The organism is Acidobacteriota bacterium, assembly GCA_030697165.1.
Lineage (GTDB): Bacteria > Acidobacteriota > Vicinamibacteria > Vicinamibacterales > UBA2999 > 12-FULL-67-14b.
Map to the genome: position 1 here is coordinate 282,817 of JAUYQQ010000002.1, position 15,776 is coordinate 298,592.

A 15,776-nucleotide genomic window follows, 5' to 3' on the forward strand; every position below is an offset into this window, starting at 1 on the left:
CAGCCCCCGCCGTGTAGTGGAGAGGTACCCATGACTCGAGCCCGCGTTTTTGCGTTCATCCTCCTGGTGGCGGCCGCCACCACCTCCGTCAGCGCCGACGTCCGCACCGACCAACGCGTCAAGTTCCAGTTGGGTGGCGCCATCGGCAAGCTGGTCAACATGTTTGGCGGCAAGGGCGCGCGCGAGGGCGTGACGTCAACCGTGGCCGTCAAGGGCGACCGCAAGGCCACCATGTCGGACTCGACCGGTCAGATCATCGACCTGGCCGAGGAGAAGATCTACGACCTCGACCTCAAGAAGAAAACCTACAAGGTCACCACCTTCGCGGAGCTGCGCCAGCAGCTGGAAGAGGCGAAGCGCGAGGCCGAGAAGAACGCCCGCGAGCAGGCCAACGAGCCCGAGGAGCCGACCGAGAAGGATCCCAACGCGAAAGAATACGAGGTCGACTTCGAGATCAAGAACACGGCCGAGACGCGCACCATCAACGGCTTCGACACCACCAAGAGCGTGATCACCGTCACCGTTCGGGAAAAGGGCAAGACCCTCGATCAGTCGGGTGGCGTGGTGATGGTCACCGACACGTGGCTGACCCCCAACGCCCCGTCAACGAAGGAACTGACCGACTTCGATATGCGCTATGCCCAGAAACTCTATGGCCCGGCCGTCGCCGGCGCCTCCGCGCAGGACATGGCCATGGCGATGGCGATGTATCCACAGATCAAGCCGGCGTTCGACAAGATGCAGGCGGAAGGCGGCAAGCTTTCGGGGACGGCGATCCTGACCGAAACCAAGGTCGAGTCGGTGCCGCCCGGCACCGCGAACCAGGCAGCCGCAGCGCCGCCACCGCCCGAGGAGCCCAGGAAGCGAGGCCTCGGCGGCATGCTCGGCGGTTTGAAGAAGATGACGCAGGGCGCCGAGAAGGGCAGCAGCACACCCGCGCGCGCGGTCATCATGACGACGTCGGTGGAAATGCTGAAGTTGACGACCGACGTCGATGCCGCGTCGGTCGCGTTGCCTGCGGGCTTTTCCCAGTCGAAGTAAGCCGCCGGCCGGCGGCCTACTTCTTCTTGGCGGTGAAGTCGGCCTGGCCCATGCCGAAATCGAGCATGCCGGTGATCGAGTCACCCTCGACCTCGCCGTTCACCTTGATCTCGAGCGGGCCCTGCGGACCGTCGACACTGAACATCAGCGCCAGCGTCTTGCCCTTGAGCGTGCCCTTCACCGGGACCGTGCCCTGGGGGCTTTCGATGGTGCCGGTAACTTCCTCGCCCGCCTGCGCCAGGGTGGCGGCGGCGGTAATCGGGCCCTGCGGACCGTTGATGCTGAGGTCCCACGCGCCGGTCACCGAACCCTGCGCGCGCGGCGCGACCCCGAGAACGACTGCGAACGCCACCGCCAACGACAGAACTCGGAACATGTAAGCCTCCAGGAAAGTGGTCGAACGAGCCTAGCAGATCAATCGGTCAAGCGGACGGCGATTTCGCCGTCCGCCACGCGAACCTCGTGACGCGACACGCCCACCCGCGGGTCTTGCACCATGGTCCCGGTCGCAATCTCAAACGACCACCCGTGCCACGGGCAGGTCACTACTCCCCGGGCGATCGGCCCCTCGCAGAGCGGCCCGCCGCGGTGCAGGCACATGTTGTCGAGGGCGTGGAAGGTGTCGCCCAGCCGGAACACCGCCACGTGGCGGCCGCCGACCACCACCATCTTGCCCGCGCCCGGGGTGAAGTCGGCCACCCGGCCGACGTTCACGAACTCTGTCATCGCCGCGTGGCCGGGCCTGAAGGCCCGGCCCTCCTGGCACTCACTTCCTGGCTGCCGGCGTGAGCGAGGTTTCGCGCTTCTCGCCGCCGCGCATGTAAACGACCTTCGCCGGCTGGCCGATCTTGAGCAACTCCAGCGCGAAGGTGTAGTCGTAGATGTTGGTGATCGACTGCCCGGCAATCTCGATCACGACGTCGCCCTTGGCCAGCCCGGCCTGCTCCGCGGGTCCGCCGCCGATCACGCCGCCCAGCAACAGGCCCTTCACGTCGGACGCGTAGTCGGGGATGGTGCCGGTGAACAACCGCATGCCCGCGCGCCCGCCGGTCTCGGTCTTCCGTTCGACCTTGGTGAACAGCGGCACTTCCGCCGAGTCCATCAGCCGCCGCACGATCCCGCCCGCCAGCTCGCCGACCCGGACCAGGTCCTCGTAGTTGATCTTGTCGGCGGTGTCGCTGGGCCGGTGGTACTCCGGGTGCGCGCCCGTGAAGAAGGTGAGGCACGCCACGCCGGCGGTGTTGAAGCTGCCAACGTCGGTCGGTTGGTAGGGATCTTCCTGCAGCACCAGGTCGAACCCGGCCGCGATGTTCGCCTGCTCGAGCAGCCGCGGCCACATCGCGCTGGTGCCGGTGGCCTGCACCGTCAGCTTGTTGTCGGCCACGCGGCCGACCATGTCGAAGTTGAGATACGCCGCGTGGGCGTCGAGCGGCACGGGCGGCGTGGTCACGTAGGCATTCGACCCGAGCAGGCCGAGCTCTTCGCCCGACCAGAAGGCGAGCAGCAGGTGGCGCTTGCGCGGCTGCTGGCTGAACGCCTCGCCGATGGCGAGCACCGTCGCCGTGCCCGAGGCGTTGTCGTCGGCACCGTGGTGCACCTGGTTCACTTCGTCCTTGCTGGCGAGCGAATTGCCGGCGCCGCCGCGGCCGAGATGATCGTAGTGCGCGCCGACCGCGACCCACGGCTTGGCGACGCCGGTCACCGGCGCGGTCGCGGGCAGGTACGCGACCACGTTGTTGCCGGTCTGCTGCTCGCGAATCACGTTGGCCTTGAGCGTCACCGTGATGCCGGGAATGGCGAAGCCCGACACGTGCGGGTTGCCGCTGTCGAATTCCTTCTGCACCGCGTCGAGCGACTTGCCCGCCGCCGTCATGATCGGCGCAATGGCCTCGCCGCTGACGCTCGCGGCGGCAATGCCCGAGCCGGCAATCGCCGTGTCGAAGCTCATGGGCACGACCGCGCCGGCATTAGGCGAGCGCGGGCCGGTGACGACGATCATGCCCTTGGCGCCGCGCTGGCGCGCCGCCTGGGCCTTGTAGCGCAGGTCCGAGTAGCGCGCCAGGATCGCGCGGGTCTTCTGGTCCGCGTCTTCCGGGAAGTAACGGAGCACGACCACGATCTTGTCCTTGACCTCGAGGCCCACGTAGCTGTCGTAGCCGAAGTTCTGCGCTTCGGGCACGACCAGGCCATAGCCGGCAAACACGACGCGTCCCGACGCCTCGGCGTTGTCAGAAAACGACAGCGCCTGCACGCTGGCCGCGCCCGTGACCGTCTGCGCCGTCCCGCCGTCGTTGGTGATGGTGAGCGTGGTGCCACCGTCCTTCGAGCCGGCGGTGAACGTGAACGGGATGCGGAAATCGGTGAGCCCGGGCAGCGGCTGGGCGCCCATGCGCTTCAGCTCGCTGATGAGGTAGTCGCCGGCCAGCTTCTCGCCGGGCGAACCGGTGAAGCGGCCCTCGAACTTCGGCGAGGCCAGCGTTTCAACATGCACCTGGGTGCGCGACTTGACGGCGGTGGCCGTCTGCGCGTGGGGCGCGGTCCCGAGAACGCCTGTGGCCCAGACCAGAACGACAACTTGAATGGCTTTTCGCATGATGCTTCTCCGTCCGCCGGGACTAAAGTCCCGGCCTTCTGGCACTACTTCTTCGCTGGAGGTGTCCGCGGCGGCGCGGCTTTCAACGCTGCCATCGCCGCCTGGTGATTCCACTGTGCGAGATAAATCTGCCCGGCCGAGCCCGTGCCGCCGCCGCGGCTCGACGTGAACGCGATTTGTGTGCCGTCCGGCGACGGCACCGGCAGCCCGTCGAAGCCGTCGGTATAGGTAATGCGCACCGGCTCCCTGGCGCCGTCCTTGTCGACGATGAAGACCTCGAAGTTCTCGAAGCCCAGCTTGTTCGAGGCGAACATGAAGTACTCGCCTGACGGATGCTCGTACGGCGCCCAACTCATGGCGCCGAAGTCGGTGATCTGCTTCTTGTCGCTGCCGTCCATCTTCATCGTCCAGACATTGGCCACCAGCCCGTTCTCCTCGAAATGGCGCCACACGATGCGGCCATCCCTGGTGAAGAACGTGCCGCCGTCGTAGCCGGCCCAGTCGGTCAGCCGCTTCTGCTCCGAACCGTCGGCCTTCATGACGTAGACCTCGGCGAAGTACGAGGCGTCGAGCTCGAGCTGCTTCTGTTCGGCGGCCGACAGTGTGCGGTTGTAGGCATCGCGCATCGACGAGAACACGATCCACTGGCCATCGGGCGAGTAGCCGCCTTCGGCGTCGTAGCCCTTGGCCGTGGTCAGTTGCTTCATGGCGCCGGTCTTCTCGTCATAGGCGAAGATGTCCATCTCGGGGTCGTAATCCCACGCATACCGCCGCTGCTTGCCCGAGGCGCGGAAGTCGAGCTCGTCCTTCTGATACTGCAGCGACTTGGGATCGAGGTGCGTCGAGCCGAACATGATTTCGCTGCTGCCGGGCCGGAAGAACGCGCAGGTCGTCTTGCCCACGCCGGGCGAGATGCGCTTGGTCTCGCCGGTCGCGAAGTCGAGCACGAAAATCTGGTAGAACGGGTTGGCCGGGTCGCGTTCGCTCTGGAACACCAGCTTCTTGCCGTCGGGCGACCAGTAGCCCTCGCCGGCGCGCTTGCCGTCCACGGTCAGGCGGCGTACCCGGCTCAGGAACGACCGCTCTTCCGACGGCGCCTGGCTGGCTACCGGCACGGTCGACCACAGCAATACGGCCGCCGCGCACACGGATACCGTGGAAATCACTCTATTCGTCAAGGCGTTTGGCATTTGGTCCCCACAAACCGGAGGCCTTCATTCTACTGGCCCCGGGGTGGCAGGGCGAAACCGGACTTGTCTGGCCTAGAATCGGGCTATGAAACCTCGGCTGTGGCTGGGCTTGGCGGCGTTGGCGGTGACATCGGTGGGGGCCGCGCCCGGCGATGTGAAGATGATCGAGGTGACCGGCGAGGGCGCCAAGTACTGGTCGCGATGGCGCGGGCCGTCCGGGCAGGGCCAGGTGCCCGCCGGGCAATACACCGACCGCTGGTCGGCCACGACCGGCGTGCAGTGGAAGGTCGCCGTACCCGGCAGCGGCAACTCGTCGCCCATCGTCTGGGGCGATCGCATCTTCCTGACCACCGCGCGCGACCAGGGCCAGCGCCTGTCGATGCTGGCGTTCGCGCGCAAGGACGGCGCGAAGCTGTGGGAAACCGACATCCCGCAGAACGGCGTCGAGTATCCGCACGCAAAAAACGGCTACGCCTCGGCGACCCCGGCGACTGACGGCCAGCTGGTCTACGCCTCGTTCGGCCGCCACGGCCTCGTCGCGTTCGACTTTGGCGGCAAGATTGTGTGGCACCGCAAGTTCGGCATCATCGACAACTACCACGGCCCGGCCGGGTCGCCGGTGCTCTACAAGGACCGGGTGTTCATTTACCAGGATGCCAACCCGGCACCGGGGCAGCGCGCGTTCGTCGGCGCCTTCGACAAGAAGACCGGCAAGACCATTTGGGAGACGCCGCGCAGCGAGACCGTCGGGTGGGGCACCGCCGTCGTGCTCAACACCGGCGAGCGCGACGAACTGGTGGTGAGCAGCCAGCGCCGCGTCGCCGCTTACGATCCGGCGTCTGGCAAGGAGCTGTGGACCGTGCGCGGCATGACCTTCGAGGTTATTCCCACCCCGGTGGTCGCTCATGGCCTGGTGATCGCCTCGTCTGGACGCGCGGGTCCGACGATCGCGATTCGTCCCGGCGGCAGCGGCGACGTGACCGCCACCCACGTGGCGTGGAACTCGCCCAAGGGCTCACCTTTCGTGCCATCGGGTATCGTCGTGGATGATCTGCTGTATCTCATCAACGACATGCAGAGCATTCTCACGGTCTACGAAGCGGCCACGGGCACGCTCGTCTACCAGGAGCGCCTGGGCGTGGCGCAGCGCGAGGGGTTCTCGGCGTCGCCAGTGCACGTGAACGGCAAGATCTTTTTCACGAATGACGATGGGCAGACCTTCGTGGTGCAGAAGGGGCGCAAGTTCAACCTGCTGCACGTCAACGAGATGGGCGCGCGGACGCTCGCGTCGCCGGCGCTGGTCGATGGCACGTGGTACTGGCGAACGGATCAGGCGTTGATCGCGATTCGCTGATTGGTGGAGGCAACCCCTTCTCTGGGGTTGCCTGTCCCCTATTTCATCTGCACGGTGAGGTCGGCCGGCTTGCCGGCCGCGACCGTGATCTTCTGCGGCGCGCCCTTCAGCGCCTCGTGCCAAACCCGCAACTCATAGGTGCCCGGCGGCACGTTGTCGATCGTGAACCGGCCGTCGGCGGCGGTGACGGCGGCGGCCTGGTCGGTCACGATCACCCAGCCGCGCATCCAGGGGTGGGTGTTGCAGCCCAGGCGCACGGTGCCCGCCGCGCCAATCGGCTTCGTGATGGTCAGGCCCGGGATTGGCAGCGCGACGTTGAACAGCGTCCGCCCGTTCTCCAGTTGCGCGTTCGTGGTGTGAAGCACGGGGTCGTTGCTGGTCGTCTTGAGGTTGCCGTTGGGCCGCATAATTTCCACGCGCGGTGCAAAGGCGCACTTGTCGTTGGTGACCATCGTTTCCGCGGGCGCGGACCCTTTTACACCCGTCAAGACGACGACGGCGTTGGCGAGGCGGCCTTGGGCGTCAACGACAATGGCGTGGTCGGGCAGTTCGTTGCCGCACACTTTCTGATCGATCGTCACGCGGACGGGCGCCAGCCCTTTCGCCGAGGTCGTAATCGTGCCCGTGACGCTGCCGGTTTGTGCCCACGCCGGCGCCGCTAGCGTGCCGCACGAAATGGCTCCAAGTATTCCCAGAGTAAGTAACCGACCCATGACACAACTTTCTCGCCGCGGTACTTGACCGGAATCGACACGCCGAGCGACGCGGCCAGTGCGCCCGTGCCGGTGAGGCCCTTGCGAACCTGCGGAGTGATCCATAGTTCCCGATTCTCGCCGTTCAGCTCTACGCCGTTCAACTCGACGCCGAGCGTCCAGGTATTTGGTGCGGCGCTGGTGTCGCGGCCGAGGTACAGGTTGTAGAGATACGCGCGGTCCACCAGCGTGTCCACGGGCAGTTCGACTTTGGCGCTCGCCTGGACGTACCAGTCGCCCAGCATGGTGCCGGCGGCGACATACGGCTCGAAAACCACCGTGCCCTTGCCGAACTCTTTGTAGACCTGTCCGGTGGGCAGCGTGGCTTCGAGGCCGAATGAGAAAATCCGAGGCGTGGTGCTGCTGGCGTAGGCAGCGTACTTAAAGGCCACCGCCACGTCGCCGATCTCCGAGTCGCGTGCGGTTTGGAAGTCCCAGTTGTAGAACGGAATGGCGACTTCGTACATCGCCCGCCGGCCCACGCGGCGTTCGTAGACCGCGACGAGGCTCAAGTCGGTGGCCGACGCCGATTGCGGCTCTGACTCGTGGCTGACAGCCGGCAGCAACAGAAACTCGTTCTCGGGGAACGCCTTCTCCGTGATGATCGGCCGGGGAAAATTGTTGTTGCCGCTCGGCCAGCGGGTTTCCTTGCAGAAGCTGCGCATGTGCGTAACGAATCCGGAGATCTGTTCAGGCGACAGCGAATCTTCGAAGCCAGGCATCTCGGGCGAGAGACCCACGCCCGGTCCCCCCTTGGCGATGGCGCGTTCCCAATCGGCGTCGGGTTCTGGCGAGGTGACGCGGCAATCGGTAAAGTCCATCGGCTCGACCGTGATGGTCGGCTCCTTCACCTTGCCGCTGCCATCGTCGGCATGGCAGCGCGCGCACCAGGCGCCCCACATTTCAGGGATGGTCGTAGGCCCGCCGGCCGGCAACTGGTTTGCCAGAACCAGCGTGCCGGCGAGAAGCAGTGACGTCAACGACCGAACTATGCCTGATCAGATGGCGAATCGCCAGCGGTGCCGTGTTCGTCAGAACGCGCCGACGGTCGAGCCCAGAATGAGGACGACGGCCAGGGCCGCGAGCGGGCCGACGACCGAGACCATGAAGATGTCCAGGTACGACTCGCGGTGACTCAGGCGGCAGATGCCGAGCAGCGTGATCACGGCGCCGTTGTGCGGCAGCGAGTCCAAGCCTCCGGAAGCGATTGCCGCCACGCGGTGCAGCAACTCCGGGCTGATGCCGGCCGCGGCGCCGGCCTCGGCGTAGGTCTTTCCCAGCATGCCGAGCGCGAGGCTCAGGCCGCCGGCCGCCGAGCCGGTGATGCCGGCCATGATGTTCACGGCCACCGCCTCCGAGACCAGCACGTTGGAGGAGATCGCCATCACCGCCGCCTGCACCGTGGCAAACGCCGCCAGCGACGCGATCACCGCGCCGTAGCCAATCTCTGACGCGGTGTTGAAAATCGGCAGCAGCGAGCTCATCGTGCCCTGGTTCACCGACCCTTTCAGGTCCCGCCACCGCGGCCAGTGCAGCGCGATGGCGACGAGGATGGCGAGTCCGAGCGAGGCGACGAGCGCCCAGATGCCACGGACGTCATTCACGCCGACGCCGCCGAACCGCGGCTCGGCGAGGTACGCGAGGTCCATGGCCGGAATGACCCACCACGTCATCGCCAGGTTCACCAGCAGCACGATCGCCAGCGGGATCAGCGCGATCATCAGGGGCGGCTGATGCGGACTCTGCGAGAGGTCGAGGTCGTGTGGATGATCGCCGTACCCCTCGCCGGCGGCCACGGCCCGGCGCGCCCGGCCGTTCAGCCACCACATGCCGACCACCAGCATCACCACGCCGGCGACGCTGCCAAGCCCCGGCGCCGCAAAGGCATCGGTGCCGAAGAACGGCATCGGGATAGCGTTCTGGATCGACGGCGTGCCCGGCATGCCGCTGAGCGTGAACGTGGCGCCGCCGAGCAGGATCGCCCCCGGAATCAAACGCTTGGGCGTGTTCGCGGCGCGAAACAACTCCACCGCCACCGGGTAGGCCGCAAACACCACAACGAACACCGACACGCCGCCGTAGGTCAGGATGCCGCAGGCCAGCACGATCGCCAGCAGCGACTGCGAGGGGCCGAGCCTGGCCACGATCGCTCGGGCGATGCTGGTGGCCGAACCGGAGTCGCTCATCAGGCGGCCGAAGATCGCGCCGAGCAGGAACAGCGGGAAGTACTTCGCCACGAACCCGCCGAGGCTGACCATGAACACCTGCGTGTAGATCGCCAGCATGCGCGGGTCGCCGCCCATGAGCGCGGCCAGCAGCGACAACAGCGGCGCCAGCACCAGCACGTTGATCCCGCGGTAGGCGAGATACATCAGCAGAACCAGGGACAGGAGGATGCCGGCTACGCCAATCATGCGCGCCGAGGATGTCCCGCCGGCCGCGAAAGTGCAAGGAATTCGAGACGGGCCGGCGGACTGTCACAGATGGCCCGGGCGCCGGTCGCGCCCAGCTGAAGGCGCCAGGTCTGGCGCTCGATCGGCTCGCGCGACGTGAAGGTGGCGCAGGTCAGCAGCGCGACGTTCTGTCCACCGTTTGGATCGCGAACCGAACGATAGCGAAGGGCCTGCACGCCGGCCGCGCGCGCGACGTCCGCCAATGCCTGGCACGGTTCGTAGTTGCTCGGATCCGACAGCGCCGCATCTTCATCGAAGGGAGGCTCGGTCAGGTCGAGTCCTGCCCGCGCGCGGTACCGCACCGCGAACGCCGTGTGCTCGGCGGCGTTGGCGGGCCACGGCGTGCCGGGCGACTCGGCGAAGAACAACAGCCGATGAAATGCGACCTCCGCCATGGCGGTGGCCGGCGACTGCGAGGCGTAGAACACCCCGGGCGTCATCCCGGCCCGGCGAAACCGTGAGCCTCGCGGGTAGGGTGCGCCATAGCGAAACGGCGTGGCCAGCAGGTAATGAAGGTGGCGACACTCGGATGGGACCGGCGGCTTGTGCGCCTCGAGCAGTCGCTCGAGCAGGGCCTGCTCGGCCAGCGTATCCACCAGCTTCATGGTCGAGACGACATGTTGGGCTTCGACCACGCGCCAGCAGCGGCCGCCGAGGCCGCGCGTGCTAGACGAGAGCTCGGCGGGCGTCCAGGTAGCCAACGACGTTCACGAGGCCGGTCAGTGACTGGATCAAGACCGCCGGGGAGCCCCCGAGCGTCGTGTGCTCGTTTTTCAACCAGGCCCGCGCCACTGCCTCGTCGCCTCCGACAATGGCATCGAGCGCGCGGAAGAGCCGGAGGAAAAGGATGGCCACTTCAAAGGTCTTGTCCGCCGGCCGCAACTCGTAGGCGCCCGAGCCCATTCGCGAAACGCTCGCTTCGGAGAGTCCCAGGATCTTTGCCAGCGACTTGTTCGAAACTTCAAGCGCGCCGGCAGCGCGAATGACGGCCTTGGTCACGACGGCCCCCTGCGCAGGGCTGGGCTCGGCCGAACTCGACAGGCTTAACATGTTTCTGTAGAAATAATATTGTATTCTTATTTCAAAAGCAAATACACCATCTGACTCCAGCCAGGGTCGGCCCACGCGGCCTCGCTTGGGCGGCCAGTCCGTTCATAGGCCGGAAACGACCATTCACCGGTCCACAGGCGTCGGCAGGCGGGAACTGGTAGCGGAGCGGCGCCGGCGAGGCTAGCGTAGGAAGGTCATGATCCGTCTGTCAGCTGCTCTTGTCATCGGCGCCCTGGTCGTTACGGCCGTCATCGCCCCCACCGCCTCTGCGCAAACCGGCACCACCCTCCGCGGCCGGGTCACGCAAGGTCTGACCAACCTGCCCATGCCCGGAGCCCTCGTCGTCATCGACGAGTTGCGCCGCGAGGTGCGTGCCGACGAGGACGGCAACTACGTGTTCGAAGCGGTGCCGCCCGGGCAGTACCACGTGGGCGTGCGGGCCGAGGGCTACACGACCAGGCGGACCGAGGTCACCGTGGGCACCACGCCGGCGACCCTGAATCTGTCGATCGATTTCGACCTGCACTTTGCCGAGATCCTGTCGGTCAGCCCCCACGCGCGGCCGCAGTTCGAGTCGTATCAGCCGACCTCGGTGCTGGCCGGCCAGGATCTGGCCAAGCAACTGGAGTCGACGATTGGCGCCACGCTGGCGGAGTCGCCGGGCGTGGCCATGCGTTCCCTGGGTCCCGGCCCGGCGCGGCCGGTGATCCGCGGTCTCGACGGCGACCGCGTCGTCGTGCTCGAAGACGGCCAGCGCATGGGCGACCTGTCCAGCCAGTCGGCGGACCACGGCGTGCCGATCAATCCAGCCGCGGCCAAGCGGATCGAAGTGGTGCGCGGCCCGGCCACGCTGCTGTACGGCGCCAATGCGATTGGCGGCCTCGTCAACGTGATCACCGATCAGATTCCAACCGAGAAGACCACCAAAACCACGGGCGACTTTACCCTGGACTTGGGCAGCAACGGCGGCCAGGCCGGGGGCGCCGGCGACGTGCACGTCGGCAATGGCACGTTCGCCTTCCACTTCGGCGGCGCCAGCCGCCGCTCGGGGAACATCTCAACGCCCGAAGGCGAGGTCGACAACTCCCAGTCGCGCATGGCCATGGGCCAGGTCGGTGGCGCGTGGACCGGCGACAACTCCTATGTGGGTGCCAGCTACGGCTACGACGACACCAGCTACGGCATTCCGGTCGTGGAAGATGGCCAGATCAGCCTGACGCCGAAGCGCCACGCGTTCAGCGCGCGGGCGGGCGCGTCGGAGATGGGCGGATGGCTGCAGTCATACCGCGCCACCGTGGGCGTGCGTCGCTACGAGCACTCCGAGGTGGAAGGTGACGAGGTCGGCACCACCTTCAACAACGACTCGGTCGAGGGCGAGGTGCTGCTGTCGCATCGTCCCACCGGCCGCCTGGTTGGCAGCCTCGGCGGATGGTTTCTCGATCGCGCCTTCAAGGCCACCGGCGCCGAGGCGCTGTCGCCACCGGTTGACCAGCGGAGCCTGGCGGCATTCCTGTACGAAGAAGTGAAGTGGTCGCACGCGACGCTGCAGTTTGGCGGACGTGTCGATCAAACGAATTACGAGCCTGGCGGGGTGCTGCCGGCGCGTGACTTCACGGAGTGGTCGGGCTCGCTCGGCCTGCTGATTCAGCCGGAGGCGGCCAGCGATAACTTCGTGATTGCCGCCAGCCTCGCCCGCGCGGCCCGCGCTCCGGCCCTCGAGGAGTTGTACTTCTTCGGTCCGCACCCTGGTAACTTCTCGTTCGAGATCGGCAATCCCGACCTCGAGGCCGAGCAGGGCCTCGGTTTCGACCTGTCGCTGCGTGGTCGGTCAGACCGCTTCGAGGCTGAACTCACGTTTTTCCGTAACGACATCGCGAACTACGTGTTTCGCAATCCGGTGAGCGAAGAAGAGTTCGAGGAACGCGAGGACGAGTTTGACGAGCGTTTCGGGATCGCAGACGAGGCAGGCGGCGAGGGCGGCCACGACCACGGCGAGTTCCCCTTCGTCGAGTTCGTCGGCCGCGACAGCGTGCTGATGGGCGTCGAAGCGCACCTCGATCTCAAGCTGTCGAGCCTGTTCACCCTCGAATCGACCGCTGACTGGGTGACCGGAGAGTTGAAGGACACTGGCGAGCCGCTGCCGCGGATTCCGCCGTTCCGGGTGACGACGGGTTTGAAGTACCAGAAGAATGCCTTCCAATTAGGCGGCAGCTTCACCGTGGCATCGGACCAGACCCGCGTCTACGGCGAAGAGACACCGACCGGCGGTTACCTGACAGCGCGTTTCTACAGCTCGTATTCGATCGCCCGCGGCGGTGCCCTGCACACCTTCACGGCGCGTTTGGACAATGCCGCGAACGAGTCGTACCGCAATCACCTGAACTACTTGAAGGACCAGTTGCTCGAAGCCGGCCGCAGTTTCAAGGTCGTCTACACGCTGGGCTTCTAACCGGGTAACGCTACTGCTTTAATGCGGCCACGCCCGCCAGGGCCACCTGCGCGTCCTGCTGCGAGGTGACGCCACTGACGCCGACGGCGCCGATCACGCGTCCACCGAGCATCACCGGCACGCCACCCTCGAGCGGCGTCAAACCCTCGATCGCCAGCATCACCGTGCGACCGCCCGCGACCGCGTCTTCAAGCGCCTTGGTCGGCCGCTTCATGCGCGCCGCGGTGCGCGCTTTGCCGATGGCGATGTCGATGCTGCCCACCTGGGTGTCATCCACCTTGTGGAAAGCAATCAGGTTGCCGGACTCGTCGACGACGGCGATCGCGACCGTCCACTTGTTCTTCAAGGCTTCGGCCTCGGCGGCGGCAAGGATTGCCTTGGCGCCATCAAGGGTGATGACCTTGCGATCGGCGGTTTGTGCCTGGGCTGCTGCCGCGCTGATGATCAGGGCGAGGGCGACAACGACGGGAGTGAATCGAAACATGTGAGCTCCATCTGCAAGCGGCCAATGGCCAGTGGAACGCCATTATCGCCCACCTGCGCCCCCAGGCTTGCCGCGCCGGCTGGAAGTAGGTAAAATACCTACTTCGTGGGAGGTACCATGAGCAAAGCCGTTTCGGCTGCGACCGCGAACCGAGATTTCTCCGCGCTCCTGCGCAAAGTGCGCGGCGGCGCGACGTTTACCGTCACGTCGCATGGGCGGCCCGTGGCTCGCATTGTGCCGGTGGCCGCCGGAGCTACCGTGGCTCGGTCGGCGCGCAAGACTTTGTTCGATCGCCTGGCCGCCGCCCGCCCGGTCAACGCTGGTCGCTGGACGCGTGACGAACTGTACGAGGACGAGCGATGAACGTGGCCGTGGACACGAACGTCCTCGCCTATGCCGAAGGTGTCAACGGCGCGAAGCATCGCGACGCCGCGCTGGGCCTGCTGCAGGCGCTGCCTCCGGAATCCACCCTGGTGCCGGTGCAGGCGCTCGGCGAGCTGTTCACGGTTCTGGTCCGCAAGGCCGGCAAGTCTCGATCGGTTGCCGCGGCCGCGGTGCTCAGCTGGGGTGATGCGTTTCCCCTGATCGAGACCTCGAACGACGTGTTACTGGCGGCCACCGATCTCGCCGATGCGCACCAACTGAGCCTGTGGGACGCGATCATGCTGTCGGCGGCCGCCGACGCGCGGTGCCGGCTGTTGTTGTCCGAGGATCTCCAGGAAGGCTTCACCTGGCGCGGGGTGACCGTCACCAATCCGTTCGCCCCGCGGCGTCATCCACTGCTCGACGCCCTGGTCAGCGCCTGACCGGGCGGCCCGCGTCAGCACGTCAGGGCGTGAACGCCGCTGTGCCGAACGGATACAGCCGGCCGAGCGGCGCGTGTTCGTACCGCAACGCACCGAGCCGGGTCGTGCCGAACCAGTCGCCCGGCGCGTCGACGATCAGAATCGTCTTGGCGTAGCCGTTGTCGTCGAAGCCGCGGCGGAAATGGGCGCGGCTCTTGAGCACGAACACGTCGAAGCGATCGGGCTCGAGATCGGCAAAGCGCAGTTGTTCGGGCATCGTGATCTGCTGATATGCCGGTGTCAGAATCAGCACGTTGCCGGCGCCGAAATCGATTACGGCCACGCGCTCGTAGCCCCAACGCGCGCCTTTCCACCTGAGCGTGCCGCTGATCCGGACTGGCGGCCCAGAAGGCTCACCCGTGTAGCCGCCCACCTCGCGTTCGAAGCGTGCGCCGGGCTGCAGGTCTGCCGCGAAGATGGCCTCGAGGGCGGGGGCGTCGGTCAGCGCCGCGTACAGCACCTTGCCGACACCGCGGTCCACCAGGGCCTTGAGCGTCCAGGTGCCGTCGCCCGGACGGTCCCAGTAGTCCGCCAGCACCACCGGCGTCGCGCCGCTCTGGATCGCCGCTTCCGTACGGCGCACCGCGTCGGCGGGCAGCGGGTAGCTTTGCGGCGCTGCATAGCGCTCCCTGAGGCGCCAGATGAGCGAGGCCACGTCATTGGCCGCCTCGTTGGCGAGCCGCGCATCGCCGTTGGTCATGACCTGAACCGTCGTGCCGATGTCGGGCACGTCGGACCACGGAAACCCGAGGAACACGCTGACGAAGACCCCGGGATACTGATCCTCCCACCGACGCGCGCGCGCCATGATGTCCAGGACCGGCGCAGCGCCGGTCCACTGCAGCACGGTCGCGGTGACCACCGGCACCGTTTTCGTGACGCGCACCGGCTGGTACTCGCCGCGCATGACCCGCCGCAGGTAGATGGCGGCGCGCTCGCCCTGGTACCACGAGTCGTAGTGGGGAAAATGCTTGGTGACAAACGAGCCCTCCGCCACCTCGAGGAACGCCTCGTCTTCGTTGCCATGCAGGTCGAACGCGCCGACGATTGGTACGTTCGGCCCGACGACCTCGCGGAAGCGGCGCGCGATCTCCGCTTCCGGCCGCGGCACCTCGCGCACCGCCATCGCCCCGTGCAGCGCGAGATAGACGCCATCGACCGGCATCGCCGCCCGCAGGTCGTCGAGCATCAGCCCAAGGAAATGATCGAAGGCCTCCTTCGTCGTCCAGGCGCGCGACGAGCCGCCGAACGCTTCGCCGGGTGAGGTCAGGCCAACCAGGTCGAGGTCGCCAAATTCACGTGCCATCCGCACGAAGCCCTGCACGTACGAATCATCGTCGTCGAGCAGCGCCGCACCGCCAAAAGGCGCGCGGATGCGGGTCCAATCCTCGATGCCGAGGTCGCCGCCCGGGCAGAACGTGCAGGTCTCATGCTGAAAGCGCGCGACCGCCACTTTGAAGCGCTGCGGCTCGGTGCCGCCCGCCTCTCGCCCGGCCTCTGGTTGACACGCCACGGCGCCGACCAGGGCGAGCATCAGGACAACGAAACGAAATGATCGCGGCACG

16 protein-coding genes are annotated in these 15,776 nt (G+C 66.7%); 5 read left to right on the forward strand and 11 right to left on the reverse strand.

Going from position 1 to position 15,776, the window contains the following annotated elements; all coding sequences use genetic code 11:
• Positions 1-30: 30 nt before the first annotated feature.
• The gene (locus Q8T13_02585; GenBank protein MDP3716633.1) at positions 31-1,041 is read left to right on the forward strand and encodes a hypothetical protein; all 1,011 of its coding nucleotides are present in this window, start codon (positions 31-33) and stop codon (positions 1,039-1,041) included.
• Between the two features lie 16 nt (positions 1,042-1,057).
• Here Q8T13_02585 and Q8T13_02590 read toward each other — a convergent pair whose 3' ends face one another.
• Genes Q8T13_02590 through Q8T13_02605 form a run of 4 tightly spaced genes read right to left on the reverse strand, consistent with a single transcriptional unit; the run spans position 1,058 to position 4,800 of the window.
• A complete protein-coding gene (locus Q8T13_02590) occupies positions 1,058-1,417 on the reverse strand; it encodes a hypothetical protein (protein MDP3716634.1) in 360 nt (119 codons plus the stop codon).
• 38 nt (positions 1,418-1,455) lie between these two features.
• Entirely contained in the window at positions 1,456-1,767 is a 312-nt protein-coding gene (locus tag Q8T13_02595) for a Rieske 2Fe-2S domain-containing protein (GenBank protein MDP3716635.1), read from the reverse strand.
• A 40-nt stretch (positions 1,768-1,807) separates the two neighbouring features.
• Positions 1,808-3,634: a M28 family peptidase gene (locus Q8T13_02600; protein ID MDP3716636.1), complete on the reverse strand. Its 1,827-nt coding sequence runs from the start codon at positions 3,632-3,634 to the stop codon at positions 1,808-1,810.
• Between the two features lie 44 nt (positions 3,635-3,678).
• Positions 3,679-4,800, reverse strand: a complete 1,122-nt coding sequence (locus Q8T13_02605; GenBank protein ID MDP3716637.1) for a hypothetical protein — start codon at positions 4,798-4,800, stop codon at positions 3,679-3,681.
• A gap of 109 nt (positions 4,801-4,909) precedes the next feature.
• Here Q8T13_02605 and Q8T13_02610 point away from each other — a divergent pair, with 109 nt between their 5' ends.
• The gene (locus tag Q8T13_02610) at positions 4,910-6,178 is read left to right on the forward strand and encodes a PQQ-binding-like beta-propeller repeat protein (GenBank protein MDP3716638.1); all 1,269 of its coding nucleotides are present in this window, start codon (positions 4,910-4,912) and stop codon (positions 6,176-6,178) included.
• A gap of 38 nt (positions 6,179-6,216) precedes the next feature.
• Here Q8T13_02610 and Q8T13_02615 read toward each other — a convergent pair whose 3' ends face one another.
• The 5 genes from Q8T13_02615 to Q8T13_02635 are packed head-to-tail and all read right to left on the reverse strand — an operon-like array spanning position 6,217 to position 10,433.
• Positions 6,217-6,891: a carboxypeptidase regulatory-like domain-containing protein gene (locus Q8T13_02615; protein ID MDP3716639.1), complete on the reverse strand. Its 675-nt coding sequence runs from the start codon at positions 6,889-6,891 to the stop codon at positions 6,217-6,219.
• Positions 6,837-7,910, reverse strand: coding sequence for a transporter (locus Q8T13_02620; protein ID MDP3716640.1), 1,074 nt, complete (start codon positions 7,908-7,910; stop codon positions 6,837-6,839). Before Q8T13_02620 ends, Q8T13_02615 begins: the two co-directional genes overlap by 55 nt.
• A gap of 51 nt (positions 7,911-7,961) precedes the next feature.
• Positions 7,962-9,344: a GntP family permease gene (locus Q8T13_02625; protein MDP3716641.1), complete on the reverse strand. Its 1,383-nt coding sequence runs from the start codon at positions 9,342-9,344 to the stop codon at positions 7,962-7,964.
• Positions 9,341-10,084 (reverse strand): RES family NAD+ phosphorylase, encoded by a 744-nt coding sequence (locus Q8T13_02630; GenBank protein MDP3716642.1) that lies wholly within the window; start codon positions 10,082-10,084, stop codon positions 9,341-9,343. The genes Q8T13_02625 and Q8T13_02630 overlap by 4 nt, the downstream gene beginning before the upstream one ends.
• Positions 10,050-10,433: an MbcA/ParS/Xre antitoxin family protein gene (locus tag Q8T13_02635; protein MDP3716643.1), complete on the reverse strand. Its 384-nt coding sequence runs from the start codon at positions 10,431-10,433 to the stop codon at positions 10,050-10,052. The genes Q8T13_02630 and Q8T13_02635 overlap by 35 nt, the downstream gene beginning before the upstream one ends.
• A 196-nt stretch (positions 10,434-10,629) precedes the next feature.
• Between Q8T13_02635 and Q8T13_02640 the strand changes: the two genes are divergently transcribed.
• The gene (locus Q8T13_02640; protein ID MDP3716644.1) at positions 10,630-12,882 is read left to right on the forward strand and encodes a TonB-dependent receptor; all 2,253 of its coding nucleotides are present in this window, start codon (positions 10,630-10,632) and stop codon (positions 12,880-12,882) included.
• A 10-nt stretch (positions 12,883-12,892) separates the two neighbouring features.
• Here the strand turns inward: Q8T13_02640 and Q8T13_02645 are convergent, their stop codons facing one another.
• Positions 12,893-13,366, reverse strand: a complete 474-nt coding sequence (locus Q8T13_02645; protein ID MDP3716645.1) for a heme-binding protein — start codon at positions 13,364-13,366, stop codon at positions 12,893-12,895.
• A 117-nt stretch (positions 13,367-13,483) separates the two neighbouring features.
• On the opposite strand from Q8T13_02645, the gene Q8T13_02650 reads away from it, so the two are divergent.
• The gene (locus Q8T13_02650; protein MDP3716646.1) at positions 13,484-13,729 is read left to right on the forward strand and encodes a type II toxin-antitoxin system prevent-host-death family antitoxin; all 246 of its coding nucleotides are present in this window, start codon (positions 13,484-13,486) and stop codon (positions 13,727-13,729) included.
• On the forward strand, positions 13,726-14,172 hold the full coding sequence (locus Q8T13_02655; protein ID MDP3716647.1) for a PIN domain-containing protein: 447 nt from the start codon (positions 13,726-13,728) through the stop codon (positions 14,170-14,172). Before Q8T13_02650 ends, Q8T13_02655 begins: the two co-directional genes overlap by 4 nt.
• Before the next feature lie 22 nt (positions 14,173-14,194).
• Here the strand turns inward: Q8T13_02655 and Q8T13_02660 are convergent, their stop codons facing one another.
• The gene (locus tag Q8T13_02660; GenBank protein ID MDP3716648.1) at positions 14,195-15,775 is read right to left on the reverse strand and encodes a M81 family metallopeptidase; all 1,581 of its coding nucleotides are present in this window, start codon (positions 15,773-15,775) and stop codon (positions 14,195-14,197) included.
• Position 15,776 lies beyond the last annotated feature (1 nt).